The sequence below is a fragment of the Oceanimonas doudoroffii genome (genome assembly GCF_002242685.1).
GTDB lineage: Bacteria > Pseudomonadota > Gammaproteobacteria > Enterobacterales > Aeromonadaceae > Oceanimonas > Oceanimonas doudoroffii.
In genome coordinates this window covers 66,127-87,055 of sequence record NZ_NBIM01000009.1, presented here as the reverse complement: position 1 = coordinate 87,055, position 20,929 = coordinate 66,127, and the positions used below count along the sequence as shown (strand labels likewise).

The following is a 20,929-nucleotide window of genomic DNA, read 5'->3' as shown; positions in this document are numbered from 1 at the left end:
GGCTCCGGTTAGTCGCTCAGCCTGGGCAGCCCGTTCAGGCTGGCACTGAAATAAACGCCGGTGCGGGGGCCGAAGATGCCGTCCGGGGTCAGTCCCTTGCTTCTTTGAAACGCCTCCACATCCATGCTCAGCACCTCGTCATAGTAGGGCAGATTGGTGCGCGCGGGGCGGTTTCGCCATGCGGCCAGGTGCTGCTCCAGCCAGGCGACGGCTTCACCCCGGCTGCCCGGTTGCAGCGACTCCTGATAATACGGGGGCGGTTGCCACAGCATCACATAGCTGCCGGGCCATTGTGCTGCCAGCTCGGTCAATGGCAATTGCATGGCCTTGCCGCCCAGCATGATGTTCGCCTGCTCGCCAGCAACGCCGGTCAGGGTGGCGTAAAGCGGGGGATATCCCGCACGTTCCAGCCTGAACACCGCCGGGTGGTTCTGTGCCAGCAGGGTGGAGAGCTCGCCATCTTGCTGCGCGCAGTCCAGCCGCTGGCTACGGGCGTAACGACAGACTACCGGATGGGTGTTGGGATCATACTCCAGTCGCCACAGGGCAAATAGCTGCCGATAGGCCATCACCTGGCTGAGTTCGGTATCTAGATGTTCTGGCCACTGAAAGGAAGGAGTCTGTACTTGAATGTCTTCAGCGGACTGAAGCGGTGGCACCTGCTCTGGCGAGGCGGCCGGTATGGCGGTGAGGTTTGACTCGGTATCGGTTGTCGAGGGAGCGGCCTGCTGTAGCGACATAAACAGCCTGGAAACCGTGCCCTGGTATTGCCAGCCGGTCAGGCCCAGCCCGGCTACCAGCGCCAGCAGTGATATGGCGGCGATGGCGGCTTTCCTTCGCCGGGCCCTGGGTGCCGATGTTCCCTGCACCTCCATGGCGGCGCGGTTGATGATGCCGGCGTCCACCCTGGGCAGGCGCTGTACAAAGGCGCCCAGCAGGGCGCGATCGCAGATCACGTTGATCAGTCGGGGCACGCCGCCGGTCACACGGTAAAGCCGGCGCAGGCTGTCCGGATTAAACAGCTGTACTTCAATGCCCGCCACCGACAACCGGTGGGCAATGTAGGCGCGCATTTCATGAAATGAAAGCGGCGCCAGGTGATAACGGGCGGTGATGCGCTGCGACAGCTGCCTGAGCTCGGGTCGGGCCAGCTTCTCCGCCAGCTCCGGCTGGCCCAGCAGCATGATTTGCAGCAGCTTGTGGGTATTGGTCTCCAGGTTGGTGAGCAGGCGGACCTGCTCAAGCAGCGCCACCGACAGGTTTTGCGCCTCGTCGATAATCAGCACGGTGTGGCGCCCTTGAGCATGGGACTCCAGCAGGTGATGATAAATGGCATTGGTCAGCTTCAGCGAATCGGGACGTTCGGGAAGGATCACCTTCAGCTCGTGACAAATGGCGCTGAGCAGTTCGGTGGCACTGTTGCCCGGGCTGAGGATAAAAGCCAGATCGGTTCGCTCCGGTACCTGTTCCAGCAAGCTGCGGCAGACCGTGGTTTTGCCGGTACCCACCTCGCCGGTAAGCAACACAAAGCCGCCGGGGCAGTTCAGGCCGTACTGCAAATGAGCCAGTGCTTCCCGGTGCTGCTGACTGGGATAGAGAAAACGGGGATCCGGCGCAATGGAAAAAGGCAGATCCGTCAGGCCAAAATAGTTGCTGTACATTGTATCGTCCCTGTGTAAACGCTCCTCACAGCGGTTTGCCCGAAGCGGGTTACATGGCCACCTGCTGCAACTTGCTGCGGTATTCCTGCGTCACGGCCCGGGCATCAATGGCATTGGTCACGGCGGTTGGCGTGATCAGCACCACCAGCTCGGTGCGGCGTGTGTTGGTACCGCTGCTGCTGAACAGCCATCCCAGTACAGGTACATGGCGAAGACCGGGCACGCCCTGGCTGTCGCGGCTGGTGTTTTCGCGTATCAGTCCCCCCAGCACCAGGGTCTCACCGCTCTGTATCGCCACTCTGGTGTCGATTTTTCGCTGGGTGATGGTGGGCGACTGAATATTGGATGTGGTGGTATTGGCCACGTCGTTCACCTCTTGCACCAGCTCCAGCACCACCATGCCGCCGGCGTTGACCCTGGGAGTGACTTCCAGCAGCACGCCGGTATCCCGATACTGAATGGTGCTGGTGACGTTCCCCACGTCGCTGTTGAGGTTGGTGGTCTCAGAGGTACGTATGGGCACCTGATCGCCCACCCTGATCAGGGCTTTCTGGTTATCCAGCACCATCAGCGAGGGAGAGGAAATGACATTGACCTTGGAATCACTGGCCAGGGCGGTCAGCAGGGCCCGGGTACCGGCGGCGTTAAAGACCTCGTAGCTGGCACTGACGTCCAGGCCGCCATCAAAGGGGGAAGGAATGGGAAGGGAGCCGACGGCACCCACACCACTGCGGCCGCCTCCCAGGCTGTTCTTGAAAAACCATTGCAGGCCATAACGCAGTTCGTCTTCCAGGCTGACTTCCACTATGGTGGCTTCCACCAGCACCTGCAGGGGCAGCTGATCCAGCCGCTTGATAGCTTGCTCGACCTTAGCGTAATCGGCGCTGGCGGCCATCACCACCAGGGCATTGCGTTCGGTATCGGCAATGACGCTGACTTCGCCCACATCCAGGCTGGCGGCGCTGATGCCGGTGGCAATCTGCACCGGTTCACCCTCTTCACCCTCCTCTCCGGTGGGCATTGTCTGTGGCCGGGGCTCTGCGCCATGGTGACGGCGCTGGCTGTCAAACAGCTGGTTAAGCAGCTCGGCCAGGTGTTCGGCCTTACCGTTCTGCACATGATAAACATACATGTTAAGGCCACGGGGGTTCTCGGCCCTATCCAGCCGTTCTATCCACACTCGGGCGTCGGTCAGGTAGCGCTCCTGGGGGGTGATCACCAGCAGGGCATTCAGTCGTTCTATGGGCAGGTAACGCACCATGCCGGCCAGCGGGCCTTCGGCTTCGTCGCCGAAGATGGTCTGCAGCTCGCTGGCCATCACTTCGGCGCTGCTGGCCTGCAGCCGAAACAGCCCCACCGACATGCCGCGCAGCTGATCGACATCAAACAGGTTCACGGTATCGCGAATATTGGTGAGTTCGTCATGGGTGCCGACCAGGGTGATCAGGTTGCGCACATCGTCCACCATCATGGCACCCTGGCGCGGTTTGACCGGCTCCAGAATTTTTTCCATCTCCCGGGCACCGATGTAACGCAGTGGCAAAATCAACATTTGGTAGCCCCGCTCGGCGGTGGGCGCCAAACGCGGGTTAAGGGTCGAGGTCGGCACCTCGCCGGCGGGCACCACATTGAACAATCCATTGCTGTGTACCAGGGCGGCCCCATGGGTTTGCAGCAGGCTTTCGAGGGTGGGCAGCAGATCATCCTGGCTGATGGGGCGGTTGGTTTGCAGAAAGACCTGGCCGCGCACCCGTTCGTCGAGGGAATAGTTCAGCTCCAGAATGTCGCCCAGAATGGTTTTAACCACCTCGGCAATGTCGGAGCCCTGAAAGTTGAGTGTCACCGCGCCGGGAGGCGGAGCCGTGCTCTGTGGTGCCTGGCCCAGGCGCAGAAAGTTGCCCGAGCCCCGGTAGATTTCGCTGCGGGTGACCGGCGTGGCCGCGGGTGCCGTTGTCAGGCTGGCCGAAAGGGGGGCGGCGGGGGGTTCATTGGAGGGCAGTTTGACCGGATCATAGCTGCGTTTCACCCTTTCCTTGCCCCAGGGCTTGTCGAGGGCGCTGTGATCGCCGGTGGGCGTGGTGCAGGCCAGCAACAGGGAGCAGACAATGCAGGTCCCAAACCAGTGATGTAAATGAAGCTTGCTCATGATGACTCCCCGTTACTTCCCTGTTCGGTAGCAGGCTCTTCGCCGTCGCTGGTCTCGGTGCTTCGAGACTGGCCGCCGGCGTCGTCCTTTGATGCCAGCGGCTTGGGCAATGGCCGGGTGGAAGGCGGCCTGGGTTCCCACAGCTTCAGCCTCAGGCGCTGACCATTGTCGAGCAGCAGCACGCCATCCTTGGTTATTTCTTCAAGCAGCCAGTTGCCATGTACATACATGCCGGCGCGAACCCGCAGCCGGCCTTCCCCCAGCCGCTCGCTGAACAGGGCCAGGGGTTGATCGTCCTCCCATACCACGCCGCTGAGCCGCCAGTGCGCGCGCATTTCCGCGGCGCTTTCGGTCAGGGCCGCGCCGTTATCGCTGTCGGGGCGGCGGGTGGCCTTGAACAGCGGTCGCTCCAGTATTGAGGCAAACTGCTCCAGGGGCGGATATTCGTGCCCTAAAACATCATCGGGCTGTGCCGGTGGCAGCCACAACAGGAATAACATGGGCCAGGGGAAAGGTTTCATGACGCCCCCTGTGGTGTGTAGCCAAGCAGGTTAAAACGCACATCAAGCGTGGGGCGCTCCGGCTGCTGGCGCCGGTTCAAGGGAGCGGTGCGTCTGTTCTCCCTGGATGAGGCGGATATCACCAGCTCACTGATAAACAGTACGGGAGTGTTTGACTCCAGGGCGTGGAGCAGGGGTACCAGCTCGTCCAGTTCACTGCGCAGGTGCACCCTCAGCATCACTTCCGGCAGGGGCGCATTGGCGTTGGCCGAGGCATTCTGAATGCTGATCAGCTGACCGCCGTGTTGCGCGACCAGGAGGTTAAGGTGCTGTTGCAACCAGGCCTGAGCCAGAGTGGGGCGCTGTTCGGGCAAATAAAGATCGTTGTCGGGCTGGCGGGCCCTGATGTGTTGCAGCTGCCGGTCGGTTTCATCCCGTTGTTCGGCCAATGCCCGGTAGCGCTCCAGCCGGGAGGCCAGCTGGTCGAGTTGCTCGCCCTGGTGGAAAAACAGCCCGATAAGGGGAGAGATGACCAGGCTGGTCAGCAGCACCATCACCAGCAGCAGTAAGCCCAGTGCCGCCAGTTGCTGTTGTCTGGCGTTCGGACTCATGGCGCCGCTCCTTGCACCAGGCGTGCGGTGATCATAAAGCGATCCCTGCTGGTGGCCGGGTTGATGGTTATCGGGGAGCCGAAGCGCACATCGAAAAACAGTGAGGAACCTTCAAGCAGGCCGATCAGCTCCGACGCACGGGTGGATTCGCCGCGAATCTGCAGGCTGTCTTCCTTCAGCTCGAGGCGCGTCAGCCAGGTGTGATCCGGCAACTGGCGAGTGAGTTCGTCCAGCAACAGCAGGGTGGCCCTGCGTTCGGCACGCCTCTGGCCAAGCCAGGTACGACTATCTTGAAGGGCCGTCAGTTCGCGCTTGAATGCGGCCGCCTGTTCGGCGTGCTGGCGCGGTAGCTCCAGTTCGGCAGTGAGGGTGTCAATGCGAGCCTGCCGGTGATAAAGGGGAAGCGCGATCAGCAACAGCACCATCACCAGCCCCAGGATCACCTTTCGGCTTTTCCGTCGACCGGCCCGTGGCGAAGTATCATTGGGATGAACGGGCAGCTTGATGGCTGGCGCCTTGGGCTGGTCGGCGGCGCACAGCAGGGCTGGGAAAATACTCAGCTCGGCCAGCTCGGCCAGGTGAGCATCGGTTTTCGCTTTGGGGGCCAGCAGCAGGTCAACCTGAATCTGCACGCTGGTTGCCTCCCTCGGTCGGGCATGAAAGCCGAAATAGACCTGGTCGGCGGTAAAGGGGGTGTGCCGGTCCATCTCAAAGCGCAGTACGGCTTCCAGATTGCCGGCAGTGGCGACGGGCAGGGTCACTCGGGTGAGCAACAGCTCATCCTGAGGCAGGTACAACCGTATTTGCCCCGCGTTGCGTACCAGCCGTTGCAGGGCCTCGGGTGGCAAGTCCTTGGGTGAGTGCACCTGGTTACCGGGTTGTTGCTCCAGCCGGTAGCCGTGGTGAGCGGGGTGAATGCACAGCATCTGGCCCGGCTGGCGTAGCCGCCGCTGCCATGTGGCCGGCAGCATGCCCAACAATTGTTCGCGCCACCAGTGCCAGAACCGGTAAAGTTCGGCCGACACCTGGCGGCCGTGCTGGCCGAGCCTGTGAGCGATGTTGTCCCCATCCATAGGGCGTCTCCGTCAAGGGGAGGTTTTCAAAAACAGCGGAACGAATTCCTGCTCTGTTTTCAGTACCCGCACCTGGCCACGCTGATTTACCTGAACATTGGCGGTAAGCCGGTAGCGATATTCCGGAATCCTGCGGGCTTCTGTATGAATAGTGTAGTTGACCCCGAAGGCATCGTTAACGAGCTGTGCCCGGGGAAACAGTGCGGTGGCCGGCGGCGGTTGCCCCGCGTCATGGCGGGCACGCCTGTCTTCGATAAACTGATCAACCGTGGCTTCGCTCACACCGGGCAGGGAAAGCAGCACCTGGCGGGGGGCAAACTGCGGATTGATGCCCCGGCGCGGATTACGCAGGGTCAGGCTGTGTCGAATTTGGCGGTACAGCGCCGGGGTCATTGCCAGCACGCGTTGCAGCTCTTCCACCGAGGTAAAGGGGGCATTGGCGGGGCCGTAGTCCAGGCCGGCGGCCAGATAGTCGTCGAGCTCGGCACCGTTGAGCCGGCGCAAATTGTCGCGGTCGCGCCAGTCCAGAATGGCATCCACCAGTCGGGCGCGCAGGGCGGCGTCGGGCTCCACCGTGGCCAGCAGGCCGTCGAGCAATTCGGGGCCGGCGGCGTTGAGATCGATGCGGCCGCTTTCATTGAACAGCGCCACATGCACTTCCATGTCGTCCAGCTGCACCACATTGGGACTGCCATCGGCCTGCCAGGGGCGTTGCTCTGGAGCTTGTGCCAGGGCCAGCAGCGCCAGCTGCTGGCCGGCCTCTGCCCCCTGGCGCAGTTGCGTGGCGGTGGCAATGTTTTCGCTTTGCCGGCCCTGGTTGCGGCTGTTCACCGACACCCCCGAGGCCAGCACCGTCAGCAGCAGCAACAGCCACAACACGCTGACCAGGGCGATGCCTGCCTGTCTAGTCGAGTTGCTTGATGACATCGGGCTGCCCTCCGGGAGATACCACCAGCGCCGGCCAGTCTTCGTTCAGTTGCAGCTTCACCAGTTCCGGCAGCGCATCTTGCTCCTGCCAGTCTGCCTGCCAATCGGACGCCGTGCCGTCTTCATGACGAGGCAGGTAGTTCAGGCTAAAGTCCTCGGCGGGCATCGTCAGCAACGGGGCAATGGTTTCGGGGTGCCGAAAGTCGTCCACCAGTTGGTACCAGTCAACGGTGCTCTTAGACCGCTCGGGCGAAATTTCGCTCAGGGCCCGGCTTTTCAGGATCAGCCTGGGCTGCTTTGGCTCCTGATCGTCCAGCGCCAGGTAGAACCAGGCCGGCTGGCTGACGCGGCTATGCCGCTGGGGCAGGGCCGAGAGAAAAATCAGTGAGTGCTCGTCTCCCTGAAACGACAGCAGCGCGGTTTCCCGGGTCTCCGGCACCGAGCGAGCCTCGCTGCGGGCCAGCAGCCGGCGCAGCAGGCGCTGGGCCTGCACGGTTTCACTCAGCACGTTGTTGTGTTCGTCCACGGTTTGCCAGGCGCGACTGGCCAGCCGAAAGCCGCCGAACATCAGTCCCGCCAGCAGGGTAAGCAGACTCAGGGCTACCATCAGTTCCAGCAGGGTGAAGCCGCGGACACGTGTCATCTGGCCTCCGTGCGAACCAGCCGCAGTGTGGCGAGCTCATAGCGGCGGCTGTCGCCCCAGTTCACCACCACCGACAGCCGGTAGGGAAGCAACTGGCTCTGGTTGTCCATCAGCGTCTGGGTGTCGAATTCCTCAATGCGGGATTCCCAGGCAAAGCGGTCGTCAAAGTCACCCCGCTCAACCCCGGGGCGCAGGGTAACGCCGGCGCTCAGCTCGGCGAGCCTGGATTCCGCCAGCAGCACCGCCTTTTGCTGATCCTGGACGGCCTGGGTGGTGCGCATCGCCAGGGAAAAAATATTGAGCAGCACGCCAAGGGTGACGGTGAGCACGGCAAAGGCCACCAGCACCTCCAGCAGGGTGAAGCCGCGCTGGCTTTGGGGGAACGCGGGACTAGTCATCAAACGACACCCTTCCACTCAGCCAGTCGACGTGAATGCGGTATTGCCGGCCGGCCCCCGTCAGCTGCAGGGTGCCGCCGCTGCTGGCGCCGTCTGGATAAAATGCCAGCTCGGCGTGAACCTGTGAAGCCAGCGTCGTTTCAGTGTCGAACAGGCTCAGTTCCACTCCGTCAGGCCAGTCGTATACCGCAGCCTGTCCCGACAACCGGGTATGTCGTTGCTCTGCGCTCAGTGTCAGGGTAACGGTGTCGCCGGTGGCGAGGGCCTGACTGCGGGCCAGCCGCAGCAGCGCGGCGGTTTGACGGCTGTAGCTCTTCAGCTCGGCGCCCGGCAGCAGGGCGGCAAAGCGGGGCAGGGCCACGGCCAGGGCCAGGGTAGCGATGGTCAGCACTACCAGCAGCTCGAGCAGGGTAAAGCCGGTGGCCTTATTCCCAACTGACCACGTCCTGGGCTTCACCCGAGCCTCCTTGCTGATTGTCGGCCCCCAGGCTGAACAGATCGAACTCGCCATGCTGGCCGGGAGCGCGGTACTGGTAGTCGTAGCCCCAGGGGTCCTGTGGTACCGATTTCTTGGTCAGGTAGGGTCCATTCCAGCCCTTCGTTTCGGTGGGGGCACTGAGCAGGGCTTCCAACCCCTGCTCGGTGGTAGGGTGGCGGCCCACTTCCAGCCGGTACAAATCCAGCGCCGTGCTCAGCTCCTTGATCTGCAGCGCCGCCGTTTTGGTTTTGGAGCCGCCCAGCTGGCGCAGCACCTGAGGGCCGGCCAGGCTGGCCAGCAGCCCCAGGATCACCAGCACCACCAGCAGCTCGAGCAGGGTGAAGCCGGTTCCGTATGTTTTATGTTGATAACGCACGTTTACCTCCCTAGATGGGCAGTTCGTTGATACCGAGAATGGCCATCAGCATGGAAATGATAATGCCGGCAATCAGCACCCCCAGGCCCAGGATCAGCACCGGCTCCAGTATGGTCAGCAGGCGCTGAATGGCGTTTTCCACTTCCCTGTCATAGGTGTCGGCTACCCTGAGCAGCATCTCTTCCAGCTGGCCGGTTTCCTCGCCCACGCGAATCATCTGTATCGCCAGGGGCGGAAACCGGCCCGAGGCCTGCAGTGGTGCCGCCAGCCGCTTGCCTTCCTTCAGCTCGCGGCCGGCCTCGGCCAGGACCGCTTGCAGCAACTGATTGCCCAGAGTCTGGCGGGCGATATCTAGGGCACCCAGCAGGGGTACGCCGCCCTTCATCAGGGTCCCCAGGCTACGGCTGAAGCGGGCCACTTCCAGCCGCTGTATCAGCGAACCGGCCAGGGGCAGGCGCAGTAACAGTGTGTGCCAGGCCAGGCGCACTCCGGGCTCACGCAACCGATGGCGCAGATAGAGCAGCACCAGCAGCAACCCCAGCAGCAGCCAGGGGCCGGTGTTTCTGATGAAGTCGGCGGTGCCGATGACGATGCGGGTGGGCAGGGGCATGGCCTGGCCCATGTCGGCGAACAGTTGCTGAAACTGGGGAATGACGTAGGTGAGAATGATCAGCAGCGAGGCGGCGGAAACCAGCAGCAGGATCAAGGGGTAGATCAGCGCCGAGAGCGCCTTTTCTCGCAGCCGGCGACTGCGATCAAGGTAGAGGGCCAGATCCGCCAGCCCCTGCTCCAGGTTGCCCGAGAGCTCGGCGGCGCGAATCATGTTGAGGTAAAAGGGCGAAAAGCCGGCGTTTTGCTCTGCCAGCACCGCCGACAACGCCTGGCCACGCCGAATGCCCTCGCGAATGCGGTCGAGCAAGTGCGTATCCTGCTCGCCGCCGCGCACCTGGATCATGATGCCCAGGGCCCGCTCCAGAGGAATGCCGGCCTTGAGCAGGGCCGCCAGATCCTCGGTCAGGGACTGAATATATCGGGCGCCTGTGCCCTGGCGGCCCAGGCCGATTTTGCCGGTCAGTAAACCGGGGCCGTGCGCGCCGGCGGGTTCGACACTGAGGGGGATCAGCCCCCGCTGTTGCAGTTGCCGCACTATGGCCTGCTGATCGGCGCCTTCCAGCCGGCCTTCCTGCTCTTCGCCGCCGTGGCTCACCGCCCGAAAGTGAAACAGCGCCATCTCAGCCCTCCTGAGTAACCCGAATCACCTCTTCCACATGGGTGATTCCCTGCAAGGCCTTGAGCAGGCCGTCGCCATACATGGTGCGCATGCCGGCGGCCACGGCGGCCCGCTGGATCTGGCCGGCGTCGGCATGGCTCAATACCAGCTTGCGAATGTCGTCGTTCATTACCAGCAGCTCCTGAATGGCCAGCCGGCCGTGGTAACCGGTGCCGGCGCAGTGGTCGCAGCCCACGGGACGATACAGCCGTATCGGCTCATTCGGGGCGAGTGCCGCCAGCCCGAGTTCGCGCACCAGTTCAGGCAAAGGGGTATAGCCTTCCTTGCAATGGGGACAGAGCACCCGTATCAGGCGCTGGCCGATAACGCCGTTAAGGGTTGAGGTCAGCAGGTAGTCTTCCACCCCCATTTCCAGCAGCCGGGTTACGCTGCTGGCGGCATCGTTGGTGTGCAGGGTGGACAGTACCAGGTGACCGGTGAGGGCCGACTGCACACAGATGCGGGCGGTTTCCAGGTCGCGCATTTCCCCCACCATGATGACGTCCGGATCCTGGCGCACGATGGCGCGCAGGGCGCTGGCAAAGGTCAGGCCGATGGCGGGTTTGACGTGAATCTGGTTGATGCCCTCCAACTGGTATTCCACCGGGTCTTCCACCGTGATCAGCTTGCGCTCGGCGGTGTTGAGCCGGTTCAGCGCCGTATACAGGGTGGTGGTCTTGCCGCTGCCGGTGGGGCCGGTCACCAGCAGCACGCCGTGGGGAATGGTCAGCACCTGCTGCAGCCTGGCCCGAGTGTCGCGGGCAAAGCCCAGGGCGTCGAAGTCGAGCACCACGCTCTCGCGGTTCAGCAGGCGCATGACCAGGCTTTCGCCGTGCATGGTGGGTACGGTGGAAACCCGAATGTCGAGGTCCTGGCCCTGCACGCGCAGCTCAATGCGGCCGTCCTGGGGCAGGCGGCGCTCGGCGATATTGAGTCGGGCCAGTATCTTGATGCGTGAAATAATGGCGGGGGTCATGCTGACCGGCGGAGCCTCGGCCTGCTGCAACACGCCGTCGATGCGGTAACGAACGTTGAGCCGGTTTTCAAAGGGCTCAACATGGATATCCGACGCCCTCAGCTCCACCGCCTTCTGGATCAGCAGGTTGACCAGCCGAATCACCGGTGCCTCGCTGGCCATGTCTTTCAGCTGGGCGATGCGCTCCTCGGTTTCTTCCTCTTGCTGCACCGCCGACAGAATGTCGCCCATTTTGCTCTGGCCTTCACCGTAGAGTCGTTCAATGGCGGCGTCGATCTCGGAGCTGACTCCCACCCTGGGCTGCACCGGCTGGTTGCAGAGCATGGCCATGGCCTGCAGGGCAAATTGGTCACCGGGATCCACCATGGCCAGTACCAGGGTGTTTTCTTCCTGGCCCAGGGGCACCAGGTGGTGCTCCTTGAGAAACCGGTAGGGCAGGGGCTGATCCAGCGGAGACGTGGGCGGGTAGTGCGCGCTGTCGGTCAGCGGCAGCCGGTACTGTCCGGCCAGGGTGCGGGCCAGCTCCCGCTCCGACATCATGCCCAGGTTGAGCAGCAACCGGGTCAGGGGCACCGTCTCCTGCTGCTGCTGGCGCAGGCGTGCCAGCCTGCCCAGCTCGGTTTGGGTGAGGTGCCCCTGTTCAATGAGTGTTTGGCCGAGGGCGCTGTCCTGCGCCGACCAGGATCCGCTGACATCCATATCCTTTGCCTCTCAGTGTGCATGATCAAGCATAGCCGCTTGCTTGAGGCCGAGGGCAGGTTGTGATCTGCCTCAACGTTCTAAGAGAGCATAAATATTCTTCTTTTTAGTATATGTATTTGAAAATTAGTCATTGACCCAAGGGCGGCGCCATATTTCAATATGTCGGGGTCTCTTAAATGTGCATCCCAGGTAAAGATTTAAATAAAATAACAAGGAAGAAACTCGTGACGTATATTCATGACACCATTGTCAGACTGCAGAAGACCAGCCCGGCACAAGCAGAATTTTATCAGGCGGTAGAGGAAGTACTCGACTCTCTGCAGCCGATCCTCGAAACCAACGAGAAATACAAGAAACACGCCATCATCGAACGCATGGTGGAGCCCGAGCGCCAGATTATGTTTCGGGTGCCCTGGGTGGACGACCAGGGTAACGTGCAGGTAAACAAGGGTTACCGCATCGAGTTCAATTCCGCCCTGGGCCCGTACAAGGGCGGCCTGCGTTTTCACCCCAGCGTAAACGCCGGCATCATCAAGTTTCTCGGTTTTGAACAGATCTTCAAAAATGCCCTCACCGGCCTGCCCATCGGCGGCGGCAAGGGTGGCGCCAACTTCGATCCCAAGGGCAAGTCCGACGGCGAAATCATGCGCTTCTGCCAGTCCTTCATCAACGAGTTGTACCGTCACATTGGCCCGACCAAGGACGTGCCTGCCGGCGACATCGGCGTGGGTGCCCGTGAAATCGGCTACATGTTCGGCCAGTACAAGCGTTTGACCGGCAACTACGACGGCGTGCTCACCGGCAAGAGCCTGCTGTGGGGCGGCTCCCTGGTGCGCAAGGAAGCCACCGGTTACGGTTGCGTGTACTTCGCTCAGTACATGCTGGAAGCCAAGGGCGACACCCTGGCCGGCAAGCGCTGCCTGGTGTCCGGTGCCGGCAACGTGGCCATCTACACCATCGAGAAGCTGTATCAGCTGGGCGCCATTCCGGTGACCTGCTCCGACTCCAGCGGTACCATCTATCACGAGACCGGCATCAACCTGGAGACCCTGAAGGAGCTCAAGGAAGTGCGCAAGGTGCGTCTGAACGAGTACGTGACTGCCCACCCGGAAGCCAAGTTCATTCCCGCCGCCGACTACCCCGCCGACGGCAATGCGGTATGGCGCATTCCGGCCCAGCTGGCCTTCCCCTGCGCCACCCAGAATGAGCTGTCTGAATCCGATGCCAAGGCCCTGATCGCCAACGGCATTATCGGTGTGTCCGAAGGCGCCAACATGCCGTCCACCCAGGATGCGGTGGAAGTGTTCCTGGATGCCAAAATCTGCTATGGCCCGGGCAAGGCCGCCAACGCCGGTGGCGTGGCCACCAGCCAGCTGGAAATGGCCCAGAACGCCAGCATGCAGCGCTGGAGCTTTGAGGAAGTGGACGAGAAGCTCAAGGTGATCATGAAGAACATCTTCCTGAACGCCAGCGAGACCGCGGCCGAATTTGGCGAGCCCCACAACCTGGTGCTGGGTGCCAACATTGCCGGTTTCCGCAAGGTCGCCGACGCCATGATCGAGCAGGGCGTGGTGTAACCGCACCGCCCCTTTGAATTACGTCTAAAGGCCCGGTATACCGGGCTTTTAGTTTTTCTGGGCCCGGCGTTGCCGGTCCGGTTTTGGTGACGTTTGCCACTTCGCCCGTGCCCTGTGCCCCCTTTTGGTGCCGGCTTCGCCCGTGTCCTCTGCGGCTGCACCCTTTTTGGGTTAATCACGCTCACCATTTTCGAACTTTTATTTCATGTAATTGTTTTTAATTGACTTTTTGTGATGGCATGGCCCTTGCTTTGCTCTCGAAGCACCCGTATCAGTGTTTCATCACAAGGAGCTTACCGTGAACAAATCCCTTTGCTACTCCGCCCTGCTGGCCGTCGGCCTGACATCCTTTTGTGCCAGCGCCCAGGACGATGTGATCAAGGTCGGCATACTGCATTCCCTCTCCGGCACCATGGCCATCAGCGAATCCACCCTTAAAGACACCGTATTAATGCTGATCGAGCAGCAGAACGCCGAGGGTGGCCTGCTGGGCAAAAAGCTGGAGCCGGTGGTGGTGGATCCCGCCTCAAACTGGCCGCTGTTTGCCGAGCGGGCCCGGGAATTGCTGGCCCAGCAGAAGGTGGACGTGATCTTCGGCAACTGGACCTCGGTGTCGCGCAAGGCGGTACTGCCGGTGGTGGAAGAGCTGAACGGCCTGCTGTTTTATCCGGTTCAGTATGAGGGTGAAGAGTCTTCCCGCAACGTCTTCTATACCGGTGCCGCGCCCAACCAGCAGGCCGTTCCGGCGGTGGATTACCTGATGAAGGAGCTGGGAGTCCAGCGCTGGGTATTGGCCGGCACCGACTATGTATATCCGCGCACCACCAACCGCATCCTCGAAGCCTACCTGAAGGATCATGGCGTGGCGGAGCAGGACATCATGATCAACTACACCCCCTTTGGTCACGCCGACTGGCAGAACATAGTGGCGGAGATCAAGCGCTTTGGCAGTGCCGGCAAAAAGACCGCCGTGGTGTCCACCATCAACGGCGACGCCAACGTGCCCTTCTATCGCGAGCTCGGCAACCAGGGCATAGACGCCGCCGACATTCCGGTGGTGGCCTTCTCGGTGGGCGAGCAGGAGTTGTCCGGCATCGACACCGGTCCCCTGGTTGGCCATATGGCGGCCTGGAACTACTTCATGAGCCTGGACACCGAAGCCAACGGCGACTTTATCGATGCCTGGCTGGACCATACCGGCAAGGACGACGCCGTCACCAATGATCCCATGGAGGCCCATTATATCGGCTTCAACATGTGGGCCGAGGCGGTGCGCAAGGCCGGCACCACAGAGGTGGATGCCGTGCGGGACGCCATCGTGGGTGTGACCGTGCCCAACCTGAGCGGTGGCTACGCCACCATGCTGCCCAACCATCATATCACCAAGCCGGTGTTTATCGGGGAGATTCAGGACGACGGTCAGTTCGAAATGGTCTGGCAGACCAGGGGCACCGTGATGGGGGACGCCTGGTCGGATTATCTGCCCGGCTCGCGACAGCTGGTGGCCGACTGGACCACCCCCATGCAATGCGGCAACTACAACGTGGTGACCGGTCAGTGCGGCGGCAGTCAGGCGCTGAAGGAAGCCCAGGCGGCGCTGGGCAACTGACCCCGGCATAAGGCCGGCAGCGGGCACGGGGTCATGCTGCCGGCCATTCACCGCCTGCCTTGAACAGCGTCATCACGGGGTGACGCTGTTCAAGGAAGCGCCTGAACGCACCGAAGAACAAAGGACAACACCATGAAGATGCTCAAGGACCTGACGCTCAGGCTATGGCTGGTGGCGGGACTGCTGATCCCGGCGCTGCCGGCCGCGGCTCAGGTCGATAACGGCCAGGCCCTGCTGGAGGCGCTGGACGTGCGCGCCTTTGACGCCAAGGGGCAGGCCATTGACGCCATTATCAACAGCGGGGATGCACGGGCGCGGGACTGGCTGGCGGCCCTGCTGGACGGCCGGTTGCAGCGCAGCAAGGCCGATCGGCGGTTTGTGCTGGTCGTCAGTACCGACGGCCGGCACTGGCCGGTGCTCGATGCCCTCAGCAATGACAGCCTGGGTACCCTGGGGCGCCGGGAGTTGAATCGAATCAGTATCAACAACCGCCTGCGCAACCAGTTGCGTAACGCCCTGGCGCAGCTGGATCTGCATGGGGACGATGCGGCCCTGCGCCGGGCTTCGGCCGAGCGCCTGCTGGGTGGGGTAGACGACGGACTGGTCCCCACCCTGACGGCCCTGCTGGCGCAGGAGAGCGACCGCCAGACGCGGCACCGGCTGAATCAGGCCCTGGCCATACACCGTCTGGAGCAGGGGGACATCACCGCCGTTGAAACGCTGACAGGCGATCTGCACAACGAGGTGCGCATCGCCCTGAACCGCGCCGCCGCGGGTGAGGGGGAACTGGCCGAGGCCGCCGGCCGGGCGCTTGCCGACATCGAACAGAACCTGAGGCTCAATCGCGCCGCCGAAACCCTCTACTTCGGCCTGAGCCTGGGCTCGGTGCTGGTGCTGGCCGCCATCGGGCTGGCGATTACCTTTGGGGTCATGGGCGTGATCAACATGGCTCACGGCGAGCTGATCATGCTGGGGGCCTACAGCACCTGGATGCTGCAGCAATTATTGCCGGGGCAGCCCGGACTGGCGTTGCTGCTGGCCATTCCCACCGGGTTTTTGGTGGCGGCACTGACCGGTATCGCCATTGAGCGGGGGGTGATTCGCCATCTTAAGGGCAAGCCCCTGGAAACCCTGCTGGCCACCTTTGGCGTCAGCCTGATCCTGCAGCAGCTGGTGCGCACCCTGGTCTCTCCCCTGAACCGTACCGTGGTCACGCCGGAGTGGATGAGCGGTTCCCTGGTGGTGAACGACGCCCTGTCGCTGACCCTCAACCGGCTTTATGTGCTGGGCTTTGCCCTGCTGGTGTTCGTTGCCCTGATGTGGGTAATGAAAGGTACCCGGCTGGGACTGGAGGTGCGCGCGGTCACCCAGAACCGCAGCATGGCCCGGGCCATGGGCATTCGTGCCACGCGCGTGGACATGCTGACCTTCGGGCTGGGCTCCGGGGTGGCCGGGCTGGCCGGAGTGGCCCTGTCCCAGCTCACCAACGTGGGGCCCAACCTGGGGCAGAACTACATTATCGACTCCTTTATGGTGGTGGTGTTCGGTGGTGTGGGCAACCTCTGGGGCACCCTGGTGGCCGGACTCTCGCTCGGTGTGCTGAACCAGATCCTGGAGCCCTGGGCCGGCGCCGTGCTGGCCAAGATCATGGTGCTGGTGTTCATCATCCTGTTCATTCAAAAGCGGCCGCGCGGACTTTTTCCGCAGAAGGGCCGGGCGGCGGAGGGCTAAACCATGTGGTTATTCCAACCTTTGCAGGAGCGCCAGACTCGGCTGTTTCTGGCGGTGTTGCTGCTGGCCCTGCTGCTGGTAAGCCTGGCCAATCTGCTGCTGCCGGCGGCGCATCCGCTGCATGTTTCCACCTATACCGTGACCCTGCTCGGCAAATACCTGAGCTATGCGCTGCTGGCGGTGGCGGTGGATCTGGTGTGGGGCTATCTCGGCATTCTCAGCCTGGGACATGGCGCCTTCTTTGCCCTCGGCGGTTATGCCATGGGCATGTACCTGATGCGTCAAATTGGTGATCGGGGCGTATATGGCCATCCCGAGCTGCCCGACTTCATGGTGTTCCTCAACTGGGACAGCCTGCCCTGGTACTGGGCCGGCTTTGACATGGCCTGGTTCGCCTTTGCCATGGTGTTGCTGACCCCGGGACTGCTGGCACTGGTGTTCGGTTTTCTGGCGTTCCGCTCCCGAGTGACCGGGGTCTATCTGTCAATCATCACTCAGGCGCTGACCTTTGCCCTGATGCTGGCGTTTTTCCGCAACGAGATGGGGTTTGGCGGCAACAATGGCCTGACCGACTTTCGCGAGTTGCTCGGTTTTGATCTGCGGGCGGACGGCACCCGGGTGGGGCTCTTTATCGCTTCCGGCATCGCCCTGGCGCTGGGTTACTGGCTGTGCCGGGCCATCGTGCTGAGCAAGCTGGGCCGAGTGTGCATGGCCTCTCGCGACGCCCAGGCTCGAACCCGTTTTATCGGCTACCGGGTCGAGCGGGTACAGCTGTTCGTCTTTGTGGTGTCGGCCATGCTCGCCGGTGTGGCCGGGGCCTTGTATGTGCCCCAGGTCGGCATTATCAACCCCAGCGAGTTTTCGCCGCTGTTTTCCATTGAAATCGTGGTCTGGGTGGCCCTGGGCGGACGCGCCACCCTGTATGGGGCGGTGATCGGTGCCCTGCTGGTGAACTACGCCAAGACGGTGTTCACCGGGGTCATGCCCGACGCCTGGTTGTTTGCCCTCGGCGGCCTCTTTGTGGTGGCGACCGTATTGTTGCCCAAAGGCATTGCCGGCGTACTGGCTCACCGCCGCTCTATCACCGCCCCCAAGGAGGCAAGTGCATGAACATGTTCAAGGCCCTGGCCCGTCGGGATCAGGTGTTTGATTTTATGACGCCCGAGGTCTCGCCGGTGGATGTGCGCCACGGCCCCATCCTCTATCTGGAAGACGTCAGCGTCAGCTTTGATGGCTTTCAGGCCATTAACAAGCTCAATCTCACCATAGATGACGGCGAGTTGCGGTGCATTATTGGCCCCAATGGGGCCGGCAAGACCACCATGATGGACACCATCACCGGCAAGACCCGGCCCGACAGCGGACAGGTGTGGTTTGGCAGCCGCCACAACCTGCTGCGAATGTCGGAGCCGGAGATCGCCACCCTCGGCATTGGCCGCAAGTTTCAGAAGCCCACGGTGTTTGAGGCGCTCACTGTCATTGAAAACCTGGAGCTGGCCATGGCCGCCGACAAGCGAGTGCTGCCCAGCCTGACCGCCCGGCTGAGCTCGGAGCAACGGGATCGCATACACGAAGTGGTGCGGCTGATCGGGCTCAAGCCCGCCGCCCATGGCCTGGCGGGCATTCTCTCTCATGGCCAGAAGCAGTGGCTGGAGATTGGCATGCTGCTGATGCAGCGGCCCCGGTTGTTGCTGGTGGATGAGCCGGTGGCGGGCATGACCGAGCAGGAAATGGAGCTGACCGCCGATCTGCTGACCCGGCTGGCCGGCAAGGGCAGGCAGTCGGTGGTGGTGGTGGAGCACGACATGGGCTTTGTGCGCTCCATTGCGCGCCAGGTGACGGTGCTGCACCAGGGCTCGGTGCTGGCCGAGGGCACCATGGATCAGGTATCCAGCGACCCGCGGGTGGTCGAGGTATATCTGGGGGAAGAAAGCGGCGCCGAGGTGGCCTGATGCTGACAATAGACAAACTCAACCAGTTTTACGGCGAAAGCCATACCCTCTGGGATCTGAGCCTGGAGATTCCCCGCGGCCGCTGCACCTGTGTCATGGGGCGCAATGGCGTGGGCAAGACCACCCTGCTCAAGTGCATCATGGGTGAAGAAGCCAGCCGCAGTGGCAGTATTCGCCTGGACAATGGCACCGAACTGACCCAGCGGCGGCTGGAGGACAGATCCCGGTTACGGCTGGGGTATGTTCCCCAGGGCCGGCAGATTTTTCCGTTGATGACGGTGGAAGAGAACCTGCGTACCGGCCTGGCGGCCCGGGGCGATGGCCTGCGCCGAATTCCCGAGCGAATCTACCAGCTGTTTCCGGTGTTGAAGGAGATGCGCCAGCGCCGGGGCGGAGACCTGTCCGGCGGTCAGCAGCAGCAGCTGGCCATTGGCCGGGCCCTGGTGCTGGAGCCGGAGCTGCTGATCCTGGATGAGCCGGGGGAAGGCATTCAGCCCAATATCGTGGCCGATATCGGCCGAGTGATTCGCCGGCTGATGGAAGAAGACGGGCTGACCGTGTTGCTGGTGGAGCAAAAGCTGCCCTTTGCCCGTAAATATGCCGATCGCTTTGTGATCCTGGATCGGGGCCGGCGCGTGGCCGAGGGCGAGATCGACGGTTTGTCCGACGATCTCGTCAGGCAGCATTTGACGGTGTAGACCAAACCGCCGGGGGTTCTTAACGCTCGGCGGCCACCACGGAAATTTCCACCAACAGCTCGGAGCGGGCCATGGCCGCTTCCACGCAGGCCCGGGCCGGGGCATGGCCTTCCGGTACCCAGGCGTCCCATACCGCATTCATGGCGGCGAAATCGGCCATGGTCTTCAGGTAAATGGTGGCGGACAGAATGTGCTCGCGGTCGGAGCCGGCTTCCTGCAGCAGCTCGTCCACTTTTTCCAGCATGGTGGCCGTTTGCTCGGCGATGTCCTGAGTGGCATCCTTGCATACCTGACCGCACAGGTAGATGGTGCCGTTGTGCTTGACGATGCGGCTCATGCGCTGGCCGATCTGCTGGCGTTCAATAGTCATTTGTACTTCCTTTTTGGCTTTTGATGAGGGCTAAAAGCCAGACCATACCGACTGCCTCCGGTTTGTAAACTTCATATTCTTATAAAGGTAAAACAATATGGCGACGATCACGGGAATTCACCACTATCCGCTCAAGTCCGCCGCCGGCCTGAGCCTTGAGGCGGCGCAGGTCACGCGAGAAGGACTGGCCGGCGATCGTCGCTATATGCTGGCCCGGCCGGACGGCAGCTTTGTGACCGCCCGCACTCACCCTCGCTTGCAGCTGATTGGCGTTCGGCCGGTGGCGGGCGGGCTGGAATGTTGGTACCAGCAGCACAACCTGTCGGTGCGCCACCGGCTGTTTTCGTTGCAGCCGGTGCAAACCGGTGTGTGGGGTGATGCGTTTATCGCCTATGCCACTCATGGGGAGTACGACGCCTGGTTCAGTGAAAGACTGGGCGAGCCGGTGCAGTTGCTGTGGCTGGGAGAAAGCTCCAATCGCTATCGCGACAAGCTGGGCACTTCGGTCAGCTTTGCCGACGGCTATCCGTTGTTGCTGATATCCAAGGCGTCGCTGGCGGATCTGAACCGCCGTGCCGGCACTCGATTGGACATGTCCCGGTTTCGACCCAACCTGGTGGCGCGCGGCCGGCGGCCGTTTGAGGAAGACGGCTGGCGTCGCATTCGTGTGGGTGAGGTGGAGTTTCTGGTGGCCAAGCCCTGCAGCCGTTGCATCATGACCACCATCATCGCCGGTACCGACCGTTTTCACCCTCAACAAGAGCCGCTGGCCACCCTGGCCCGCTACCGCCGAGGTGAAGACGGCGAGGTGTATTTCGGCCAGAACCTGGTAGCCCTGAACGAGGGCGTGATTCGCGAGCACGACGAGGTGGAGGTGCTCGAATACGCCACCGCGCCCATCTATCCGGACTTGGGCCAGGGTGTCGCGAACACCGAAGACAGGGGGCGGGAGCACAAGGCGGTGCAAGTGCGTATCGGCGAGCATGAATTTACCGGCAATAACCAGCACAGCCTGCTTACTCAGGCCGAGCAACAAGGCCTGACCCTGCCCCATTCCTGCCGCGCCGGCCTGTGTGGCCGCTGCAAGCAGACCCTGAGCGCAGGTGACGTACACCAGCCCGAGGCTCCGGCGCTGTCGGCGGCGGAGCGGGCGGCCGGTGTGGTGCTGGCCTGCTGCTGCGTGCCCCTGACCGATGTAACGTTGTCTTGAGGGGGCTTGCAGCAGCAGGTG

The 20,929-nt window shown here is 62.5% G+C and carries 20 protein-coding genes and 1 pseudogene; 8 read left to right on the top strand and 13 right to left on the bottom strand.

The features are described 5' to 3' along the window. Positions 1–8: 8 nt before the first annotated feature. The 12 genes from B6S08_RS16930 to gspE are packed head-to-tail and all read right to left on the bottom strand — an operon-like array spanning position 9 to position 11,758. Positions 9–1,661, bottom strand: a complete 1,653-nt coding sequence (locus B6S08_RS16930; protein ID WP_094201991.1) for an ExeA family protein — start codon at positions 1,659–1,661, stop codon at positions 9–11. A gap of 49 nt (positions 1,662–1,710) precedes the next feature. Further along, on the bottom strand, positions 1,711–3,807 hold the full coding sequence (gene gspD, locus B6S08_RS16925) for a type II secretion system secretin GspD (RefSeq protein WP_094201990.1): 2,097 nt from the start codon (positions 3,805–3,807) through the stop codon (positions 1,711–1,713). Continuing rightward, the gene (locus tag B6S08_RS16920; RefSeq protein ID WP_094201989.1) at positions 3,804–4,328 is read right to left on the bottom strand and encodes a type II secretion system protein N; all 525 of its coding nucleotides are present in this window, start codon (positions 4,326–4,328) and stop codon (positions 3,804–3,806) included. The genes gspD and B6S08_RS16920 overlap by 4 nt, the downstream gene beginning before the upstream one ends. After that, positions 4,325–4,918, bottom strand: a complete 594-nt coding sequence (gene gspM, locus B6S08_RS16915; RefSeq protein ID WP_094201988.1) for a type II secretion system protein GspM — start codon at positions 4,916–4,918, stop codon at positions 4,325–4,327. Before gspM ends, B6S08_RS16920 begins: the two co-directional genes overlap by 4 nt. Further along, on the bottom strand, positions 4,915–5,991 hold the full coding sequence (locus B6S08_RS16910) for a PilN domain-containing protein (RefSeq protein ID WP_245849892.1): 1,077 nt from the start codon (positions 5,989–5,991) through the stop codon (positions 4,915–4,917). Before B6S08_RS16910 ends, gspM begins: the two co-directional genes overlap by 4 nt. A gap of 12 nt (positions 5,992–6,003) precedes the next feature. Beyond that, positions 6,004–6,918: a type II secretion system minor pseudopilin gene (locus B6S08_RS16905; protein ID WP_245849891.1), complete on the bottom strand. Its 915-nt coding sequence runs from the start codon at positions 6,916–6,918 to the stop codon at positions 6,004–6,006. Then, positions 6,896–7,561 carry a prepilin-type N-terminal cleavage/methylation domain-containing protein gene (locus B6S08_RS16900; RefSeq protein ID WP_094201986.1) on the bottom strand — a complete coding sequence of 222 codons (666 nt, stop codon included), beginning with the start codon at positions 7,559–7,561 and terminating at the stop codon, positions 6,896–6,898. Before B6S08_RS16900 ends, B6S08_RS16905 begins: the two co-directional genes overlap by 23 nt. After that, positions 7,558–7,959: a type IV pilus modification PilV family protein gene (locus B6S08_RS16895; protein ID WP_094201985.1), complete on the bottom strand. Its 402-nt coding sequence runs from the start codon at positions 7,957–7,959 to the stop codon at positions 7,558–7,560. The genes B6S08_RS16900 and B6S08_RS16895 overlap by 4 nt, the downstream gene beginning before the upstream one ends. After that, on the bottom strand, positions 7,952–8,416 hold the full coding sequence (locus tag B6S08_RS16890) for a GspH/FimT family pseudopilin (RefSeq protein ID WP_094201984.1): 465 nt from the start codon (positions 8,414–8,416) through the stop codon (positions 7,952–7,954). Before B6S08_RS16890 ends, B6S08_RS16895 begins: the two co-directional genes overlap by 8 nt. Continuing rightward, entirely contained in the window at positions 8,385–8,813 is a 429-nt protein-coding gene (gspG, locus tag B6S08_RS16885) for a type II secretion system major pseudopilin GspG (RefSeq protein ID WP_094201983.1), read from the bottom strand. The genes B6S08_RS16890 and gspG overlap by 32 nt, the downstream gene beginning before the upstream one ends. Before the next feature lie 10 nt (positions 8,814–8,823). Next, positions 8,824–10,044 (bottom strand): type II secretion system F family protein, encoded by a 1,221-nt coding sequence (locus B6S08_RS16880; RefSeq protein ID WP_094201982.1) that lies wholly within the window; start codon positions 10,042–10,044, stop codon positions 8,824–8,826. Position 10,045: 1 nt separating this feature from the next. Continuing rightward, positions 10,046–11,758, bottom strand: coding sequence for a type II secretion system ATPase GspE (gspE, locus tag B6S08_RS16875; RefSeq protein WP_094201981.1), 1,713 nt, complete (start codon positions 11,756–11,758; stop codon positions 10,046–10,048). A 227-nt stretch (positions 11,759–11,985) separates the two neighbouring features. Here gspE and gdhA point away from each other — a divergent pair, with 227 nt between their 5' ends. The 6 genes from gdhA (at position 11,986) to urtE (ending at position 19,328) form a co-directional block, all read left to right on the top strand. Beyond that, positions 11,986–13,338 carry an NADP-specific glutamate dehydrogenase gene (gene gdhA, locus B6S08_RS16870; RefSeq protein WP_094201980.1) on the top strand — a complete coding sequence of 451 codons (1,353 nt, stop codon included), beginning with the start codon at positions 11,986–11,988 and terminating at the stop codon, positions 13,336–13,338. A 298-nt stretch (positions 13,339–13,636) separates the two neighbouring features. Next, positions 13,637–14,947, top strand: coding sequence for an urea ABC transporter substrate-binding protein (urtA, locus tag B6S08_RS16865; RefSeq protein WP_245849890.1), 1,311 nt, complete (start codon positions 13,637–13,639; stop codon positions 14,945–14,947). Positions 14,948–15,079: 132 nt separating this feature from the next. Then, positions 15,080–16,678: an urea ABC transporter permease subunit UrtB gene (urtB, locus tag B6S08_RS16860; protein ID WP_094201978.1), complete on the top strand. Its 1,599-nt coding sequence runs from the start codon at positions 15,080–15,082 to the stop codon at positions 16,676–16,678. A gap of 3 nt (positions 16,679–16,681) precedes the next feature. Continuing rightward, positions 16,682–17,788, top strand: a complete 1,107-nt coding sequence (gene urtC / locus B6S08_RS16855) for an urea ABC transporter permease subunit UrtC (RefSeq protein ID WP_094201977.1) — start codon at positions 16,682–16,684, stop codon at positions 17,786–17,788. Then, positions 17,785–18,630, top strand: a complete 846-nt coding sequence (gene urtD, locus B6S08_RS16850) for an urea ABC transporter ATP-binding protein UrtD (protein WP_094201976.1) — start codon at positions 17,785–17,787, stop codon at positions 18,628–18,630. Before urtC ends, urtD begins: the two co-directional genes overlap by 4 nt. Then, positions 18,630–19,328: an urea ABC transporter ATP-binding subunit UrtE gene (gene urtE, locus B6S08_RS16845; RefSeq protein ID WP_094201975.1), complete on the top strand. Its 699-nt coding sequence runs from the start codon at positions 18,630–18,632 to the stop codon at positions 19,326–19,328. The genes urtD and urtE overlap by 1 nt, the downstream gene beginning before the upstream one ends. Positions 19,329–19,347: 19 nt before the next feature. Here urtE and B6S08_RS16840 read toward each other — a convergent pair whose 3' ends face one another. Further along, the gene (locus tag B6S08_RS16840; protein WP_094201974.1) at positions 19,348–19,698 is read right to left on the bottom strand and encodes a RidA family protein; all 351 of its coding nucleotides are present in this window, start codon (positions 19,696–19,698) and stop codon (positions 19,348–19,350) included. A gap of 97 nt (positions 19,699–19,795) precedes the next feature. Here B6S08_RS16840 and B6S08_RS16835 point away from each other — a divergent pair. Continuing rightward, a pseudogene (locus B6S08_RS16835) lies at positions 19,796–20,608 on the top strand (MOSC domain-containing protein); the annotation flags it as partial. Between the two features lie 51 nt (positions 20,609–20,659). Next, complete coding sequence (locus tag B6S08_RS18710; RefSeq protein ID WP_425435403.1) at positions 20,660–20,908, top strand: 2Fe-2S iron-sulfur cluster-binding protein; 249 nt, start codon at positions 20,660–20,662, stop codon at positions 20,906–20,908. Positions 20,909–20,929 lie beyond the last annotated feature (21 nt).